The organism is Ruegeria sp. ANG10, from assembly GCF_040705255.1.
Lineage (GTDB): Bacteria > Pseudomonadota > Alphaproteobacteria > Rhodobacterales > Rhodobacteraceae > Ruegeria.
The window spans coordinates 788041-805553 of the sequence record NZ_JBFCVU010000001.1 but is presented as its reverse complement, the minus strand read 5'-3'; the positions used below and the strand labels follow the sequence as shown (position 1 = coordinate 805553).

Genomic DNA, 17513 nt, shown 5'->3' with positions numbered 1-17513 from the left:
CATGGCTGTCCCCGGTTCCCTCAGCGAATTTCTGTCCACGCAGCACAGCGTAATCCGCGTTGCGCTGACACGTGTGCGCGGGTCGTCGCCGCGCAACGAAGGGACCGAGATGTTCGTGGCACCCGGGGCATTGTGTGGAACCATCGGTGGCGGCCAATTGGAGTTCATGGCCATCAACGCCGCGCGGGACATGCTGCGCGACGGGGTGCTGCATCAGGATCTGGATGTGCCGCTTGGTCCGGAAATCGGGCAATGCTGCGGTGGTCGCGTGGAATTGCAACTCTCCCGCATGCGCGCGTCGGACAAATGGGCCGCCACAGAACGCGCAACCCAGCGCGACGAGGCTTTGCCCCATGTCTATGTCATGGGAGCGGGCCACGTGGGGCGCGCTTTGGCCAATCAGCTTCAGCATCTGCCGGTGCGCTGCATCCTCGTCGACACCAGACCCGAAGAGGTCGAACTTTGCACAGCCAATGTCGAAACCCGCGTCAGCGCGATCCCCGAGACGGATATCTGGGGTGCGCCTGCGGGCAGCGCCTTTATCGTTCTGACTCACGATCACGGGCTTGATTTCCTGCTGACATCCGCCGCGCTGGAACGTCAGGACGCCGCTTATGTGGGGATGATTGGGTCCGCCACCAAGCGGGTAAAGCTCAGGAACTGGGCGCACAAACACTGTGACGGACAGTCTATCGAACACTTGAAATGCCCCATTGGGGCAAGCGGTAGCCGCGACAAGCGGCCCAGCGTCATCGCCGCCTTCGTGGTGGCCGAGGTGATGGCTGAATTGACCTCTGAAACTGCCGCGACCGCCCCGACCGGGGCAAACCAGGCGCCCCTGCGGGGCCACCATCACGACCGGAAAGGGAGATCGGCCTGACATCCGTCGGGCTATTCCGGTCACATCAGAGGAGGAGACCGTCATGGACGGGAGGACCTACGAATACAAGCTGTTTACCCGCAGCGACTTCAGCGCATTCTGGGCGCTATTTACTGACAACCTCGTGAATCTGCTGATCCTTTCCGGGGTCTGTCAGTTCGTGTTTCAGATGCCCGCCGAAATCGTGTTTGGCCGCATCGTTCCCGGTGCTGCCGTCGCGATTCTGGCCGGGGTTGCGGTTTATACTTACCTCGCCAAATGGGCCGCAAACAAACGGGGTGAAGACGTCACCGCCCTGCCCTACGGCATCTCGACGCCGGTTATGTTCGTCTACCTGTTCGGTGTGATCGGCCCCATCTACTGGGCAACCAATGATCCCATGCTGGCATGGCAAGTGGGCATTGGCGCCGGGTTCATGGGCGGCATCGTTGCAGCTTTGGGTGCCATTATTGGCCCATACCTCAAGCGGATCACGCCACGCGCCGGGATGCTGGGCACGCTGTGTGGTATCGCGCTGGTCTTTATCGGCTCGGTACCGTTGGCCGAGGTGTTCGAAAACCCAATTATCGGCTTCACGTCGCTGCTGTTTATCCTCTGGGGTCTGATCGGTCGTTTCCGTCTACCGGGTAATGTTCCAGCCGGTCTGGTCGCGATTGCTGCCGGTACGGTAATTGCTATCATCCTGGGTGAATCAAAAATCGACGTCAGCGGCATCGGCTTTTACCCGCCGGTCCCCTATTTCGGTGACCTCATCGCCGGTGTGCAATACCTGTTCGCCAACCCCGAGCTGTTCCTGGTGCTGATCCCGGTACAGATCTACAACTTCATCGAAACCATGAACAACGTGGAATCGGCCGAGGCCGCAGGCGACCACTACCCGGTCGGATTGTGTCAGGTGACGGATGGTGCAGGCACAATGCTGGGCGCGCTATTTGGCTCACCCTTCCCGACCACCGTTTACATCGGTCATCCGGCTTACAAACGCCTTGATGCCCATGCTGGTTACATCGTTGGTGTGGCTGTTGTGATCGCTGCGGCCGCCTTCCTGGGCTTCCTGTCCTTCCTTGCGGGCCTGATCCCAATTGCCGCCGCGGCTCCGGTCCTGGTCTTTGTCTCGGTCAGCTTGATCACCAACACGGCCTGGGCTGTAAAGCCGATGCACATGGCTGCCGTATCCTTTGCGATCCTGCCTCATATCTCAGCCTTCCTGATGGTCAAATGGGGATCGCTGATGAACGCGCTGCGCAGCACTGGTGTCGAGGGACTGCCGTCGCTGGGCGACGAAGGCCTGACCGCAGCACTACTGATGGAAGGTGCCCATTACGAAGGACACCTTGCCCTGAGCCAAGGCGCGATCATCACTGGTCTGATCTGGGGTGCCATCGTGGCCGACGTGATTGACGGTCGCTTCCGGATGGCAGGTTTGTTTGCTGTCGCGGGCGGGTTGATGTCAGCAGTGGGGATCATCCATTCCTACACGCTGCAGATGCCTCAGTTCGACGGGATCACCATTGGTTACTTGATCATCGGCGCGTTCCTCTACGTCTATCCGGTGTTCGCACCCAAAGAGGATCTTGAGCATCGTGTGATCGTACCGGATGAGCCGGATCTGATCGACGACGACTCACCTGCACAACAGGCCTGATCCATAGCGGGGCAGTCGCAGGGCTGCCCCCACCTCTTTCCTTATCCTACAAACGAGACCTTTCATGACACAGAGATTGCTTCGCGGTCGTCTGCTGACCTTTCATCGCGAACCCCTGAGCGGCGAAGATTCCGGCGCGTATACATATCTTGAGGACGGCGCCCTGCTGATCCAGGACGGGATCATTCAGGATACTGGCCCCTTCGCCGAGATCAGCGCGAAAGCCAGGGATGTGCCTGTGACAGACCATCGCCCACACCTGATGATGGCGGGTTTTATCGACACGCATATTCACTTCCCCCAAGTGCAGGTGATCGCCTCGTGGGGGGCGCAGCTTCTGGACTGGCTCAACAATTACACTTTCCCAGAAGAAACCCGTTTTGCCTCGGATGCGCACAGCGCGAACATGGCGCGGGCGTTCTACGATCAACTTGTCACCCACGGCACCACAACCGCAGTCGCCTATTGCTCAGTCCACAAGACATCGGCGGATGCGTTTTTTACCGAAGCGACCAGACGAAACATGCGCGTGCTTGGCGGCAAGGTCCTGATGGACCGCAATGCGCCCGAAGGTCTGCAGGACACGCCGCAAACCGGGTACGATGATACCAAGGCGCTGATTGCGGACTGGCACGGCAAGGGCCGCAACGGCTATGTCATCACCCCTCGGTTCGCGATCACATCAACGCCGGAACAGATGGCAATGGCTCAGGCGCTTGCGCAGGAGCATCCGGATTGTCACATCCAGACACACCTGTCTGAAAACAAGGACGAGATCGCCTTTACCAAGCAGCTTTATCCGCAGGCGCGCGATTATCTGGACGTCTACCAATCCTTTGGTCTGCTGGGGCAAAAGACTCTGTTGGGGCACTCGATCCATCTGGAAGCGCGCGAGATCGACGCGCTTGCCGAAACGGGCGCGCATCCGGTGTTTTGCCCGACCTCAAATCTGTTCCTGGGTAGCGGCCTGTTTGATCACGGCGGGCTGAGCGCGCGCGGTATCTCAAACGGGATCGCGACGGATGTCGGTGCTGGTACCAGCTATTCGATGCTGCAAACCCTCAACGAAGGCTACAAGATTTTGCAATTGCAAGGGCTGGCCCTGCATCCGCTGCAAGCCTTCCACTGGGCGACACGCGGTAATGCCTGCGTTCTGGGCCTGGAAGGCAAAATCGGCAATCTCGATCCCGGAACCGAAGCGGATGTCGTTGTTCTGAACGCCCGCAGCACCCCCGCCATGGCCCTGCGCATGGATCGCGTCGGCAGTCTGGCAGAAGAATTGTTCGTGCTGCAGATGATGGGCGACGATCGCGCTGTTGAAGAGGTCTACGTGTCGGGTACGCCCAGTAAATCTGTGACCGGCCAGACCTCCGAAACCAACTTTGCGTTCGATCCCGCGTAAATAATAGCTGACCTGTGTTTGGCCGTGCCGTGACCGGTTAACGGCCAAGCATTTCAACGAACTGCAAGTGCAGCTCGGTGCGGCCGGGCGCGCCTGACAATCATTTCCGCTTTTCATCATTACTAACCGAGATCGGATTTTCACCGCTCTCAGTTCGAAAAATAAATTGTCATGGTTGACAAAGTATATTTCTCGATTATTTGTCATTCGTGACAATAAACGAGGCCATGATGCCCAGACCTTCGCTAAAAGACCAAAGATCCCATGAAATACTCGACGCCTATCTGACCTGCGTGGCGCGGTTCGGGCTGGAAGGCGCGACCCAGGCGCGGATTGCAGATGAAGCCGGCGTCAAGCGCCCGCTTTTGCGCCATTACCTTGGAAACAAGGACGAAATGATAACGGCTCTGGCCGACTATGTGATCGCCGGTTTCACCGCATCACTGGAAGGGTTACGCCAGATTTTGCCGGATACGGCGACACCTTCGGACCTTGTGGATGCTCTTTTCTCGGAAGACATCGGAACCGATCCGCGGTTGATGCTGGCCTATCAGGCGCTGGTCACGACAGTCCCGGATCGCCCGGACTTGCGGCAGGGACTGATGGACAGCCTCACCGAGTTTTTCGACGTAGTCGAAGCGATCCTGCGTCGCGCGGCGCCCATGGCCCCGGACACAAGCATTCACGCCGTGACACAGGGCATTTCGGCCATCTTTGTCAGTATGGACGCCCTTTCCCCACTGGACCCACCCGAAGCTTGGCGGGCTGAATTGAAACTGGCAGCTTCTCTGTTGGCTTCGACGTTGGAGGCCAGATCATGAGCCCGACGCGAACAGCCAACTACATTGCCCTGCCCATCCTATTGGTAGCGACAGCGCTTGGTCTCTACTGGGTTTGGGGGATGCTTTTTGTCTGGTGGATCGTCCCAACCATCATGAACGGACAAGCCTTTCTGGTGTTCGAAATCAACCGCGACGACGACCCGGTTCTGTACTGGGCCATCGTCGGCCTCTGGGCTGTGTTGGGCCTAATGATGATCGCCGCCAGCCTGTTTCCCCAATATGCCCATCTTCTTGCCTGAGGTACTCTGATGACCAAAATGTATCACCACCTACCGGTCGAGGCTTACACCTCGCGGGACTGGTTTGACCGCGAACAACGCCAGATTTTTTCACGAACCTGGCGTTTCGCCGGGCTGGTCGAAGATATCGAGGGGCCGGGGCATTACCTGTCGGTTCAGGCCGGGCTGAACAATCTGTTCATCGTCATGGGGCGCGATCACCGGCTGCGCGCCTTTCACAACATTTGCCGTCACCGCGGCACCCAGTTGATCCGCGCGGTCGGCAAGACACAAAAAGCGCTGACCTGCCCCTATCACGACTGGACCTATGATCTTGAGGGCAACCTGATCTCGGTCCCGGATGAGGCATCTGAATTTCCCGGCGGCGTCGATAAATCCTGTCTTGGCCTCAAACCGGCCAGCGTGGATGTCTGGCGCGGCATGCTGTTCGTGCATCCGGACCCTGACGCCCCCACCCTTGCCGAATGGTTCGGAGAGGTCGATCCCCTGTTGGGCCCGCACAAGCCCGAGGAACTGGTCGAGTATACCGACGGGCACAACAATTATGAAATCAAGGCCAACTGGAAGATCGTTGTCGAGAACTACATCGACGTCTACCACCTGAGCCATCTGCATTCGAATACACTGCACATGTATGACCATGCCAAGGCCGAATACGGATGGAAGGGGCCGCATTACCACTTTTGGGAACCCCCGTCCCAGGCCTATGCGAAGGATCACGAAGCCAATATTCCAATGCCCCGCACGATACCCGAACCCCATACTGGTGCATGGGTTCCGATGCTGTTTCCCGGAATTGGTATTGGGGCCAGCGAAGAAAGCTGGAATCTGTTCATCATCACTCCGCTGGCCCCCGATCTGACCCGGATCGAGAACCGCACAAAACTCGCCAATGCATCGGACTGGGCCTTTCAGAAACAACAGTGGAAAAGCTGGGGCTTCTGGAAGGATTTCGGCGGTCCGAAATATCAAGGCGACGATGCCGCAGGCGCAGATGATCCGATGGCCTCGGGCGATTTCACGACCGAGGATATCTATGCCTGCGAGCAACAGCAGAAGTCGCTGAAAAGCCCGTATCTGGAAATCGGCCCGGCCGGAATTGGCGAAAGCCCGATCACCCAGCACCAAAAGGCGGTGCTGGATTTCATGCAAGACAGCTGAACGCCGCGGAGGTTGATCATGAAACCAGTTCAAGCCACCCTGATCGGCGTCGCGCTTGCATCGGCTCTGGTGCTGACGGCGCAAGCTGACGCGCCAGAAGACATCGCCGCGCGTATCCTACAAGCGCAGGATGAACAAAGCCTGCTTGCCACCTGGAGCGATTGGCACCCCGACGCCACGCATCAGATCATCCTCAAATACGGGATGGGGCAGCCGGACGACGTGTTCTCGTACCGTGTCGGGGATGACACCGACGCGGAAGACCCCGAGATCGCGAGGGCGTTGGAAGGTTACTCGGAAACCGCCCGATCGGCGCCAGTGATTTCATCGCGCACCGAGGATGGCGTGTCGCACGTCACCGCCGTGACCGATGTCGACTATGATTGGCAGGGATACAGCGGCAGAATGCGTCAGACAGACGCCTTTGTCTTTGCGCCCTATCTTGGCGGGACGGTGATCCAGTCCTTGACCACGACCTATGATTACCGATGACGGGACCTTTTTATGCAACGTGACTTTCATACCCTGACCGTGTCTGACACCCGTCAAGAAATCGGCGGCGCGGCCACCAGTGTCATTTTCAACGTCCCGCCCGATCTGACCGACCTGTTTCAATGGACGGCCGGGCAACATCTGACAGTCAGATTCCAGATGGCCGGTGCGGAGCAAAGGCGCAGCTACACCATCTCAAATCCTCCGGGGTCTGCGCTTCGCATCACGGTCAAACGTGTGAAGGATGGGATCGTTTCCAACCACATAGGGGATACCTTGTCACCGGGTGACTCAGTTGAGGTTATGCCCCCATTCGGACATTTCACATTACAGCCCGGAGCCCTGAAACGCCGCACCCACTATTTCTTTGGAGCCGGCAGCGGTATCACGCCGCTTTACGCGATGATCAAAGCAGTTCTGGCCGATGAACCTCATTCCTCGGCGCATCTGATCTTTGGCAATGCCAATGCGAACAGCATCATTTTCCGAGATGAGCTTGAGCAGATGCAGGCGCAATATCCGAACCGGTTCACCCTGCGCCATGTCCTGTCGCACCCCTCCGTGCTCAGCTGGTTTTCACCGTGGCGCACGGGGCGGTTGGACGCAGATACCATTCAGGCGGCAATCACTGAAACGCCCCCCGTGGCGCAAGACACTCATTATTGGATCTGCGGCCCCGGCAGTATGAATACGGACATCCGGACGGCGCTGCGGAATCTGGATGTGCCAGACGATCGCATCCACATGGAAAGCTTCGGCGGAGACGCCCAAGACGACCTGAGCGAACCCGGCATGGCCGCAACCGCCCGGATCAGGCTTGGCGGCAAGGTCTCGGAAGTGCCTGTCGCTGCAGGGCAAACCATCCTCGAAGCGGCCATTGCGGCCGGACTGAACCCACCGTTCAGTTGTCAATCTGGTGTGTGCGGTGCTTGTGCCGCCCAGCTTGAGGGCGGCACCGTTCATATGCGCAATCGGATCGCTCTGGAGGATCGTGACGTCGAGAAAGGGTTGATCCTGTGCTGTCAAAGCGTCGCGACACAAAAGGAGCTGTCACTGCGGTTCGAAGATTAGGTTAAGTCAGGGCGTTTTGACGGAACCCATCTTATTGGAAGGTCAGATCAGGTGCGCCGCGTGTGACGTCTTGCGTGCGGCTTTTGCCAGCTTGATCAACCCGAACAGCCAGCTTTTCAGCCGTCGGGAATCGTTCGAAATATGCAAAGTGGATGGCCTCAATCACGTCGATATTCTTGCATCTTATCAGGTATTCAGCCTGAAATTCGTTTGTGTCATCACCATCCGTCCGCGTGGTGTCTGTGTCTTGCCCCAAACCTATGGCTGAAAGTGTGACATTGGCCATCGCGGCAAAACACTCGGCCTCTTCGGGCACAACAAACAACTCCAGAGGTTTGGACAAGTCGGAAATGGCGACGGCAATAGACTCCCGCCCTTCATCGTTTTGTGCAGGCTTCTCGGTGCCAAGAATGCCGGCGGCGGGGACTGCCAGTGACAAGGTGAACTCGGCCCCGGAAACCGCAATGTCCAGATCACCTGCGGCATGATCCTGCGCGACAGCGGTATGAGCCTGCGACACAAAAACCGCAGAGATCAGGATCAGGACGAAAGCTGCGCTTTTCATAAACAGGCACCACTAACCAAAGAATCACACGGATTATTCTAATATGTTTCAAATCCCGCGCAATCTTGGCCCCACGCATCGCGCCCCACCAATATTGGGGAGTATCGGGGCGACCAATATTATCCGACTATAAAACTCAGGTTGACATAGGTGACTAATTCACTCAGTTAATACATCATACGCGCCACATAACCGGCGTATGAAAACTTTTTTTCTGACTGGAAAGTGTCACCCCCATGACCCGATTTTTCACCGCCACCAGCATCCTTACAATTGGTGCTGCCACCGCAGCTTTTGGAGCTGACGCACCCTCGAGAGCCGATGTTCTGAATACCTACGCAAACATCGCCGAAGCCAAATATGACGACAGCCTGATCGCGGCCAAAGCGCTGCAAGAGGCCGTATACGCCCTGATCGCCGAACCGTCCGATGCCACCCTGAACGCGGCCCGCGCCGCCTGGGTCGCCGCGCGCGTGCCCTATCAACAGACCGAGGTCTACCGTTTTGGAAACGCTATCGTTGATGACTGGGAAGGCAAAGTGAACGCCTGGCCGCTGGACGAAGGCCTGATCGATTATGTCGATGCCTCCTATGGCGGACCCACTGATGAAAACGAATTTGCCGCGCTGAACGTGATCGCCAATCCAAGCTTTGAGTTGTCGGGCGAGGCCATCGACGCCAGCGAAATCACCCCCGAACTGCTGGGCGAAACCCTGCATGAGGCTGACGGGATCGAGGCAAACGTCGCCACCGGCTACCACGCCATCGAATTCTTACTGTGGGGTCAGGACCTAAACGGTCACGGTTCCGGCGCGGGCAACCGCCCGTATACCGATTATGTTCAAGGTGACGCCTGCACCGGCGGCAATTGTGATCGCCGCGCCCAATACCTGAGCGCTGCAACCGCCCTGCTAGTCAGCGATCTGGAATGGATGGCCGCACAATGGGCCGAAGGTGGTGAGGCGCGCGCTGCACTGAACGCGAATGAAACCGCTGGCGTCAGCGCGATCCTAACCGGCATGGGTTCGCTGTCTTATGGCGAGCAAGCAGGTGAACGTATGCGCCTTGGCCTGATGCTGAACGACCCCGAGGAAGAGCATGATTGCTTCTCTGACAATACCCACAACAGCCACTACTATGATGGCTTGGGCATTCAGAACGTGTATCTGGGCAGCTATACCCGCATCGACGGCACCCCGGTTTCGGGCGCTTCGCTATCGGACTTGGTGATCTCCTCCGATCCGTCGCTGGACGCCGAGATGAAGGTCAAGCTGGCCAATACCATGCAGGCCCTGGGCCGTCTGAAGTCGACCGCCGAGGCCGGTTTCGCCTATGACCAGATGCTGGAACGCGGCAACGAGGGTGGCGAGCAATTGATCATGGGCGGCGTCAACGGTCTGGTCGATCAGACCAAGACGATCGAGCGTATCGTGACCACTCTGGAACTGGATCAGATCGAGTTCGAAGGCTCCGACAGCCTGGATAACCCTGACGCGGTTTTCCATTAAGCAAACCCGGATCGGGGGCGTGTGCAAATTCACGCCCCCGGCTTTCCTGTCAAGCAAAATTGTGATTTGCAGCTGGACCCGGAACAAATAACTTACTAATTAAGTAAGAAATTTATCGAGCACAGATTCGCTATGATCGTATGTCACTGCACAAACATAACTGACCATGATATCCGCACCGCGATCGATTGGATGCGGACAGCAGATGCGCACACGATCATCACCCCCGGCAAGGTCTATCATGCCCTTGGAAAATCGGCGGATTGTGGCGGCTGCATGCCGCTTTTTCTGGACACAATGCGATCGAACGATAATCTGGAAGTCCCCATGCAGCTCCGTGCCCTACGCACCAGAGCAACTCAGGAGAAAGCAGATGAAGGGCGACCCCAAGGTAATAGAATACCTCAACAAATCTCTGCGGCATGAACTGACAGCCGTCAGCCAATACTGGCTCCATTACCGCTTGCAGGAAGATTGGGGCCTTGGCCACATGGCCAAGAAAAGCCGTGAAGAATCCATCGAAGAGATGGAGCATGCCGACAAGCTGATTGAACGGATCATTTTTCTGGAAGGCCATCCCAACCTGCAGAAACTGGACCCGCTGAGAATTGGTCAGAACCCCAAGGAAACACTGGAATGCGACCTGGCAGCTGAGCAGGACGCGCGCGCGTTGTACGTAGAGGCGCGGGATTACTGCAGAGAGGCACAAGACTATGCCTCTATGTCACTGTTCGAAGAATTGATCCGCGATGAGGAAAGTCATATCGACTTTTTGGAAACGCAGCTCGACCTGTACGAAAGGATTGGCGACGCCAATTATGCGCAACTCAACGCATCGAAAATGGACGAGGGCGAGTAGCCTTTTCATCCTGTCGGTGGCCGCCCTTGCGGCCACCCAAACCCCAGCCGCCGAGCTGCGGGACTATCACCTGAATTTCGAACCCAGAACCAAGGATGAGCGTACGCGTATCGACCGTGTCACTGCTGCGCCCACTGATTTCAGCGCGCCCCAAAGGTTCGAGGAATTGCCCGCCGGGGCGGCCACCGTTCGCGCCCGTGCCGACGCCGACGCATTTTCGCAGCCCTCGGGCAACCTGAGCTTTGAACAAGAGCTGGATTTTAAGGTTGGAAACGGGCTGTTCAAGAAAATCTGGGTATCTTCGCCGGCCTCTACGCTGGCCTCGGATGGGCTGGGGCCGCTGTATAACGCCCGTTCGTGCCAGCGCTGCCATATCAAGGACGGGCGCGGGCACACGCCCAACGGTCCGGATGACAATGCAATTTCGATGTTCCTACGTGTCTCGATCCCCGGCGGCGGTGGATATGATGAGATCGAGGATTACATCGCCACCCAGCCTGAACCGAATTACGGCGGCCAGATGCAGGATTTGGCACTGCCCGGTCATCCGGCTGAATATCGCCTGGATATCACCTACGAAGCCGTCCCAGTCACTTTGTCGGATGGCGAAACCGTCACTTTACGCAAACCGACCTACGCGGCGGCTGACCTTGGATACGGGCCGCTGCATCCAGAGGCGATGCTCAGTCCGCGTGTGGCGCCGCAAATGATCGGCCTTGGATTGCTCGAGGCGATCCCGGTCGAAGATCTGCTGGCCAATGCAGATCCCGAAGATGCAGATGGCGATGGGATTTCCGGGCGTCCCAATATCGTCTGGGCGATGGAATATGGCGCCCCGATGATGGGTCGGTTCGGACACAAAGCCGGTATGCCCACGATCATGGAACAATCGGCGGCAGCCTTTGCCGGTGATATAGGCATATCAAGCCCACTTTACCCCACCAGCCACGGCGATTGCACGGACGCTCAGGTTGGCTGTGTGACTGCCCCGCATGGGGACGGTGACGTGCGCGAGCTCGAGATCGACCAGATCGGCATGGACCTTGTTGCCTTTTACAGCCGCAACCTGGGCGTTCCCGCCCGGCGGGACGTGGACGACCCTCAGGTGCTGCACGGTAAGCAGATGTTTCACGACACTGGCTGCGCGTCCTGCCACACGCCTGCCTTTGTCACCCATCGCATGTCAGACCGGCCCGAACAGAGTTTTCAGCTGATCTGGCCCTATTCCGACCTGTTGCTGCACGATATGGGCGAAGGGCTGGCTGACAACCGCCCCGAGGGCCGCGCCACAGGGCGCGAATGGCGCACGCCACCGCTTTGGGGGGTCGGGCTGACCGAACAGGTTTCAGGCCGCACCCAGTACCTGCATGACGGTCGCGCGCAATCCTTGCTGGAAGCCATCCTCTGGCATGGGGGTGAGGCACAGGCCGCCCGCGATACGGTCGTTGCCATGCCCAAACCCGACCGCGATGCCCTGATCCGTTTTCTGGAAAGCCTCTGACCCATGCGTATCCTTGTTGCTGCTGTTGCATTGACGCTGCCCCTAACTGCGCTGGCGCAGGACCGTGGGCCGATCTTGTCGGATGCGGTCGAAGGGCACATCCTTCCCGGCTTTGCCTCGCTGGCTGAAACGACCGGAGTGTTGGCGCAGACAGCACAAACCGATTGCACCCCGACCTCACCCGAATTGCGGGCCGCCTATCACGCGGCCTTTGACGGCTGGATCTCGGTCAGCCATCTGCGCTTTGGCCCTTCCGAGGTGAACGACCGCGCCTTTGCGTTGGCCTTCTGGCCCGACACCAAAGGGTTCACCCCCAAAGCCTTGTCTAGCCTGATCGCGGCCGAGGATGCGGCTGTGGAAAGCCCCGAAAGATTCGCCGAGACATCCGTCGCCGGGCGTGGCTTCTTTGCGTTAGAACAGATGCTTTATGAGCCCAAGTTTGCGGATCAGGGCAGCCACACCTATCGCTGCGCGTTGATACGGGCCATCACCACCGATATCGACGGCAATGCCCGCGCGACAAACGCGGATTGGAGCAGCTTTGCAACCGCCCTGACGCAACCGGGCGACAACAGCCCCTACCGGTCCGACGATGAGGCCATGCAAGAGCTCTACAAGGCGTTGGTCACAGGCCTTGAATTCACCGGAGACACGCGTCTTGGTCGACCGATGGGCACCTTCGACCGCCCACGCCCCAACCGGGCCGAGGCACGCCGGTCGGAACGCTCACTGCGCCATGTGGAACTGTCCCTGATCACCCTGCGCGATCTGGCTGCGCGCCTATCGGCTGATCACCCCGAGATTGCCGCTGATCTAGCCAGCGCCTTTGACAAGGCCATCATCCGCGCGCAATCGCTGGACGACGCGGCGCTGGCCGGGGTCGCCACCCCTCAGGGCCGCCTCCGGGTCGAGGCGTTGCAGCAGGCAATCAACGATATCCGTGCGATTGCCTCGGCCGAGCTGGGTCCGACGCTAGGCATCAGCGCCGGGTTCAATTCATTGGACGGGGACTGACCCGTTGCCCAGCCGTCGTCATTTTCTGGCCGGTCTGGCCGCCACCAGCCTTTCGCCGTTACAAGGCTGGGCCGCAGTTGGTTCGCCCGACTATCTCGCCGCTGCCCTGTTCCCGGATGGCAGCTATCGGCTGGCCGGTCTGGAAACGGGCGGAAACATCCTGTTTTCCATACCTCTACCTGCGCGCGGCCACGCGGCTGCAGCCCATCCGCACCGCGCGCAGGCTGTGGCTTTTGCCCGCCGCCCCGGGACCTTTGCGGTGGTCATTGACTGTGCCTCCGGCACCGAAGTCACCCGATTGAACGCCCCCGCTGGCCGCCATTTCTTTGGCCATGGCGTCTTTTCCCGCGACGGTTCCCAGTTGTACACCACCGAAAACGACTATGAATCCGGAGCCGGCGTTATCGGCGTGTGGAACACAGACAATTATGCACGCCGGGGTGAGTTCCCCTCGGGCGGGATCGGCCCCCATGACATACGGTTGATGCCCGATGGTCAGACGCTGGTCATCGCCAATGGCGGCATCGAAACCCATCCCGAGACAGGGCGCACCAAGCTGAACTTGCCAACCATGCAGCCGCGGCTGACCTATCTGGATTTGTCCGGCACGGTTTTGGAGCAGGCGGCACTGCCACACGCGCTGCATAAGAATTCGATCCGCCATCTGGCGGTACGGCGAGACGGGCTGGTGGCATTTGCGATGCAGTGGCAGGGAGACAAGACGCAACACCCCCCACTGCTGGGCCTGCACCGTCGGGGGGAGGCTCCACTTCTGCTTTCCGCCTCTGAGGCCGCGCAAAGCACATTGCAAGGTTATGCCGGCAGCGTTGCCTTTGCCGGCGATGGGAGCACGGTTGCCATCACCTGTCCGCGCGGCAACGCCTTGCACCGGTTCAACGTCTCGAGCGCCCAACTAACTGGCAATTTCCCGTTGGAAGACGTCTGTGGCCTTGGCCCTGGTCCTAAAGGGTTTGTCTTTACCACTGGCACCGGGATAGTCGGAGAACTGATATCTGCCCCCAGCATTTCGGCCCGGCCGGACTGTCATTGGGACAATCACCTGATCCCAATTCGCAAGCCTGCATAAACTCGGCAAATCCCATCGCATAGATTACACTTGGAAGAATCAAACTGCTGCCGTATTGGCGGGCGCTAAACCGGCACTTAACCGCAAGGACTGACCTGATTGAAACAGACGCCCGACGCACCGCATTCTATCTACGGGGTTGAGAAATGGGGCAAAGGCCTCATTGAGGTGACGGAGCAGGGCGAGATCGGTCTGCGCAATCCCCTGGTGCCCGAGGCGGCGGCAATCAGCCTGCCCGGCATTCTGCACGATCTGGACGAACGCGGTATCAAGGCCCCGATGTTGCTGCGCATCAGCTCGTATCTGGAAAACGAGATCGCGCATATCAACGAAAGCTTCCGCGATGCGATTGCACGTGTCGGCTACAAAGGCAGCTATCGCGGCGTCTTCCCGATCAAGGTGAACCAGCAGGCTCAGGTGGTCGACCGGATCGTCGAGTTCGGTAAAAAGTACAACTACGGGCTCGAGGCTGGGTCCAAGCCCGAATTGGTCGTCGCATTGGCGCACCGTCTGGCCCGCGAGGCGCTGATTGTCTGCAATGGCGTCAAGGATGCCGAGTTCATCCAACTGGCCATCCTCAGCCGCAAGATCGGGTTCAACACGGTCATCGTTCTGGAAAGCCCCAAAGAGGCGGACACGGTGATCGAGGTCTATAACGAGCTGGGCATCGAACCCCTGATCGGTGTGCGGGTCAAACTGACCAATCAGATCAGCGGCAAGTGGGAAGAAAGCTCGGGCGACCGGTCTGCTTTTGGCATGAACACCGACCAACTGGTCGCCACGGTAGACAAGCTACAAGCGGCTGGCCTGCTGCACTGTCTGAAGCTGCAGCATTCGCATCTGGGCAGCCAGGTACAGGACGTTAACGACGTGCGCCGTGCCGTGGGCGAGGCATGCCGGTACTACACCGAACTGACGCGCGAGGGCGTGCCGCTGACCCATCTGGACCTCGGCGGCGGCATGGGTGTGGACTATACGGGTGAGAAAAAGGCCGCCGAGAACTCGATCAACTACACGGTCGAAGAATACTGCGCCAACGTGGTTGAAACCGTGGCCTACGCGATGGACGAGGCCGAGGTCGAACATCCAACGCTGGTGACCGAAAGCGGCCGTGCCGTGGTGGCGACGTCGTCGATGCTGGTATTCAACGTGCTGGAAAGCACTTTGTATGACGCACCGAACGGCCCCGAGGTCGAAGCGGACGATCACCATCTGGTCTCAGACCTTGCCGCGATAAACGGGTATCTCAGCACCGAGCGTTTGCAGGAATGCTGGAACGACGCCAATTTTTACCGCAACGAGCTGCGCGCGCTGTTCCGCCGCGGCTATGTCGACCTGCGCCAAATGGCCCGCGCCGAACGCATCTATCTGTCGCTGATGGCCCGCCTCAAGGCGCTGGCAGCAAGCGATGGTCTGGAAACGGATGTGGATGACCAGCTTGAGAAAGTGGCCGATATCTACCACTGCAATTTCTCGCTGTTCCAGTCGCTGCCCGATGTCTGGGCCATTGACCAGTTGCACCCAATCGTGCCTCTGCAAGGTCTGAACCAAACTCCGGACCGCCGCGCGGTCCTGTCCGACATCACTTGCGACAGCGACGGCAAGATTGACCGGTTCATTCTGGCCGACGGTGTCTCACCCAGCTTGCCGGTACATTCCCTGCCCGAGGACCAGGAATACCTGATGGGCGTGTTCTTTGTCGGTGCTTATCAGGAAACACTGGGCGATCTGCACAACCTGTTCGGGGACACCAATGTCGTGACCATCGACCTGCGCGCTGACGGTGGCTTTGACCTGCTGCACGAACAAGAGGGCGACACCATCAGCCAGGTCCTGTCCTATGTCGAGTTCGACCCCAATGATTGCGTCGCCGCCTTCCGCAAAATGGTGGACGAGGCGATCTCGACCGGTACTCTGATGGCCAAGGACCGCAAAACCCTGATGAGTGCCTATCGCGACTCGATCAACGGCTACACCTATTACGAATAACCCCAGAGAGGAGATTACCCCCATGGGAACTTTGAGTGGCAAAACACTGGTTGTCGGCGCGGGCGGCGTATCCCACGCTGCCGTGCATAAGATGGCGATGAATTCGGATATCTTCACCGAAATCACTCTGGCCAGCCGGACCAAATCGAAATGCGACGCCATCGCCAAAGCGGTGAAAGAGCGTGTGGGCGTTGATATCGCCACGGCGGAACTGGATGCCTACAAGGTTGAAGACACGGTCAAACTGATCAAGGAAACAGGGGCCGAGATTCTGGTGAACCTCGCCCTGCCCTATCAGGATCTGGTGCTGATGGACGCCTGCCTTGAGGCCGGGATCCACTACCTCGACACAGCGAACTATGAGCCCGAGGATGAGGCCAAGTTCGAATACCACTGGCAATGGGCCTATCAGGAACGGTTCAAAGAGGCTGGCCTGACCGCCATTCTTGGTTCGGGCTTCGATCCGGGCGTGACCAGCGTCTTCGCCAAATGGCTGAAGAAGCACAAGCTGGACACCATACGCCAGATCGACGTGTTGGACGCCAATGGCGGCTCGAACGAGCAGGAGTTTGCCACCAACTTCAACCCCGAGATCAACCTGCGCGAAGTGCTGGCCGAAGTGCGCCATTGGGAAAACGGCGAATGGCACCACAGCCCGGCGCTGACCAACAAGGTTGAATACGACTTCCCCGCCATCGGGCGGAAAAACATGTACCAGATGTATCACGAGGAACTGGAATCGCTCTCGACCCACTTCCCCGAGATCGAACGCGCACGCTTCTGGATGACCTTCGGCGACGCCTATATCAAACACGCGACCGTACTGCAGAACGTCGGCATGACCCGCATCGACCCGGTGATGCATGACGGCAAGGAAATCATCCCGATCCAGTTCCTGAAAACCCTGCTGCCTGATCCCGGCGATCTGGGCGCGGAAACCAAAGGCAAGGCTTGCATCGGTGACATCGCCACGGGTCAGGCCAAGGACGGCTCGGGCGAGAAGACCTATTACATCTACAACATCTGCGACCACGAAGAATGCTATGCCGAGGTCGGCAGCCAGGCCGTCAGCTACACCACCGGCGTCCCCGCCATGATCGGCGCGGCGCAGGTGATCAAAGGCAATTGGTCCGAGCCCGGCGTGTGGAACATGGAACAGCTCGAACCGGATAACTTCATGGACATGCTGAACGAGCACGGCTTGCCGTGGCAGGTCCACGAACTAGACGGCCCTGTCGAGTTCTGATCCGCATAGCTT

At 58.7% G+C, this 17513-nt stretch carries 17 protein-coding genes; 16 read left to right on the top strand and 1 reads right to left on the bottom strand.

All coding sequences use genetic code 11. From position 1 onward, the window contains the following. The first annotated feature begins 1 nt into the window (after position 1). From xdhC to AB1A64_RS03630, 8 genes are all read left to right on the top strand, one after another. Positions 2–880, top strand: a complete 879-nt coding sequence (gene xdhC, locus AB1A64_RS03665) for a xanthine dehydrogenase accessory protein XdhC (protein WP_366550165.1) — start codon at positions 2–4, stop codon at positions 878–880. 43 nt (positions 881–923) lie between these two features. Beyond that, positions 924–2525, top strand: a complete 1602-nt coding sequence (locus AB1A64_RS03660) for a xanthine/uracil/vitamin C permease (RefSeq protein ID WP_366550164.1) — start codon at positions 924–926, stop codon at positions 2523–2525. Between the two features lie 64 nt (positions 2526–2589). Further along, positions 2590–3927, top strand: a complete 1338-nt coding sequence (guaD, locus tag AB1A64_RS03655) for a guanine deaminase (protein ID WP_366550163.1) — start codon at positions 2590–2592, stop codon at positions 3925–3927. 230 nt (positions 3928–4157) lie between these two features. Next, on the top strand, positions 4158–4748 hold the full coding sequence (locus tag AB1A64_RS03650) for a TetR/AcrR family transcriptional regulator (protein WP_366550162.1): 591 nt from the start codon (positions 4158–4160) through the stop codon (positions 4746–4748). Next, positions 4745–5008, top strand: coding sequence for a hypothetical protein (locus AB1A64_RS03645; RefSeq protein WP_366550161.1), 264 nt, complete (start codon positions 4745–4747; stop codon positions 5006–5008). Before AB1A64_RS03650 ends, AB1A64_RS03645 begins: the two co-directional genes overlap by 4 nt. Before the next feature lie 9 nt (positions 5009–5017). Continuing rightward, entirely contained in the window at positions 5018–6169 is a 1152-nt protein-coding gene (locus AB1A64_RS03640) for an SRPBCC family protein (RefSeq protein ID WP_366550160.1), read from the top strand. Between the two features lie 18 nt (positions 6170–6187). Continuing rightward, a complete protein-coding gene (locus AB1A64_RS03635; RefSeq protein ID WP_366550159.1) occupies positions 6188–6661 on the top strand; it encodes a hypothetical protein in 474 nt (157 codons plus the stop codon). A gap of 12 nt (positions 6662–6673) precedes the next feature. Then, complete coding sequence (locus AB1A64_RS03630; RefSeq protein ID WP_366550158.1) at positions 6674–7732, top strand: ferredoxin--NADP reductase; 1059 nt, start codon at positions 6674–6676, stop codon at positions 7730–7732. A gap of 31 nt (positions 7733–7763) precedes the next feature. Here the strand turns inward: AB1A64_RS03630 and AB1A64_RS03625 are convergent, their stop codons facing one another. Beyond that, positions 7764–8297 (bottom strand): DUF2796 domain-containing protein, encoded by a 534-nt coding sequence (locus tag AB1A64_RS03625; RefSeq protein ID WP_366550157.1) that lies wholly within the window; start codon positions 8295–8297, stop codon positions 7764–7766. A 236-nt stretch (positions 8298–8533) separates the two neighbouring features. Here AB1A64_RS03625 and AB1A64_RS03620 point away from each other — a divergent pair, with 236 nt between their 5' ends. From AB1A64_RS03620 to AB1A64_RS03585, 8 genes are all read left to right on the top strand, one after another. After that, entirely contained in the window at positions 8534–9805 is a 1272-nt protein-coding gene (locus tag AB1A64_RS03620) for an imelysin family protein (protein ID WP_366550156.1), read from the top strand. Positions 9806–9937: 132 nt separating this feature from the next. Then, complete coding sequence (locus AB1A64_RS03615) at positions 9938–10231, top strand: (2Fe-2S)-binding protein (protein WP_366550155.1); 294 nt, start codon at positions 9938–9940, stop codon at positions 10229–10231. Further along, entirely contained in the window at positions 10179–10664 is a 486-nt protein-coding gene (gene bfr / locus AB1A64_RS03610; RefSeq protein ID WP_366550154.1) for a bacterioferritin, read from the top strand. Before AB1A64_RS03615 ends, bfr begins: the two co-directional genes overlap by 53 nt. Beyond that, complete coding sequence (locus AB1A64_RS03605) at positions 10624–12165, top strand: di-heme oxidoredictase family protein (RefSeq protein WP_366550153.1); 1542 nt, start codon at positions 10624–10626, stop codon at positions 12163–12165. Before bfr ends, AB1A64_RS03605 begins: the two co-directional genes overlap by 41 nt. A gap of 3 nt (positions 12166–12168) precedes the next feature. Then, positions 12169–13179: an imelysin family protein gene (locus tag AB1A64_RS03600; RefSeq protein WP_366550152.1), complete on the top strand. Its 1011-nt coding sequence runs from the start codon at positions 12169–12171 to the stop codon at positions 13177–13179. 4 nt (positions 13180–13183) lie between these two features. Then, positions 13184–14266 (top strand): DUF1513 domain-containing protein, encoded by a 1083-nt coding sequence (locus AB1A64_RS03595; RefSeq protein ID WP_366550151.1) that lies wholly within the window; start codon positions 13184–13186, stop codon positions 14264–14266. Between the two features lie 99 nt (positions 14267–14365). Beyond that, positions 14366–16255 (top strand): biosynthetic arginine decarboxylase, encoded by a 1890-nt coding sequence (gene speA / locus AB1A64_RS03590; RefSeq protein ID WP_366550150.1) that lies wholly within the window; start codon positions 14366–14368, stop codon positions 16253–16255. Positions 16256–16277: 22 nt separating this feature from the next. Next, positions 16278–17501 (top strand): saccharopine dehydrogenase family protein, encoded by a 1224-nt coding sequence (locus AB1A64_RS03585; protein WP_366550149.1) that lies wholly within the window; start codon positions 16278–16280, stop codon positions 17499–17501. Positions 17502–17513: the final 12 nt, after the last annotated feature.

What these genes read in the sequence shown, in the direction of transcription:
- xdhC (WP_366550165.1), top strand. Translation starts at nt 2, where the DNA reads ATGGCTGTCCCCGGTTCCCTCAGCGAATTTCTGTCCACGCAGCACAGC.
- AB1A64_RS03660 (WP_366550164.1), top strand. Translation starts at nt 924, where the DNA reads ATGGACGGGAGGACCTACGAATACAAGCTGTTTACCCGCAGCGACTTC.
- guaD (WP_366550163.1), top strand. Translation starts at nt 2,590, where the DNA reads ATGACACAGAGATTGCTTCGCGGTCGTCTGCTGACCTTTCATCGCGAA.
- AB1A64_RS03650 (WP_366550162.1), top strand. Translation starts at nt 4,158, where the DNA reads ATGCCCAGACCTTCGCTAAAAGACCAAAGATCCCATGAAATACTCGAC.
- AB1A64_RS03645 (WP_366550161.1), top strand. Translation starts at nt 4,745, where the DNA reads ATGAGCCCGACGCGAACAGCCAACTACATTGCCCTGCCCATCCTATTG.
- AB1A64_RS03640 (WP_366550160.1), top strand. Translation starts at nt 5,018, where the DNA reads ATGACCAAAATGTATCACCACCTACCGGTCGAGGCTTACACCTCGCGG.
- AB1A64_RS03635 (WP_366550159.1), top strand. Translation starts at nt 6,188, where the DNA reads ATGAAACCAGTTCAAGCCACCCTGATCGGCGTCGCGCTTGCATCGGCT.
- AB1A64_RS03630 (WP_366550158.1), top strand. Translation starts at nt 6,674, where the DNA reads ATGCAACGTGACTTTCATACCCTGACCGTGTCTGACACCCGTCAAGAA.
- AB1A64_RS03625 (WP_366550157.1), bottom strand. Translation starts at nt 8,297, where the DNA reads ATGAAAAGCGCAGCTTTCGTCCTGATCCTGATCTCTGCGGTTTTTGTG.
- AB1A64_RS03620 (WP_366550156.1), top strand. Translation starts at nt 8,534, where the DNA reads ATGACCCGATTTTTCACCGCCACCAGCATCCTTACAATTGGTGCTGCC.
- AB1A64_RS03615 (WP_366550155.1), top strand. Translation starts at nt 9,938, where the DNA reads ATGATCGTATGTCACTGCACAAACATAACTGACCATGATATCCGCACC.
- bfr (WP_366550154.1), top strand. Translation starts at nt 10,179, where the DNA reads ATGAAGGGCGACCCCAAGGTAATAGAATACCTCAACAAATCTCTGCGG.
- AB1A64_RS03605 (WP_366550153.1), top strand. Translation starts at nt 10,624, where the DNA reads ATGCGCAACTCAACGCATCGAAAATGGACGAGGGCGAGTAGCCTTTTC.
- AB1A64_RS03600 (WP_366550152.1), top strand. Translation starts at nt 12,169, where the DNA reads ATGCGTATCCTTGTTGCTGCTGTTGCATTGACGCTGCCCCTAACTGCG.
- AB1A64_RS03585 (WP_366550149.1), top strand. Translation starts at nt 16,278, where the DNA reads ATGGGAACTTTGAGTGGCAAAACACTGGTTGTCGGCGCGGGCGGCGTA.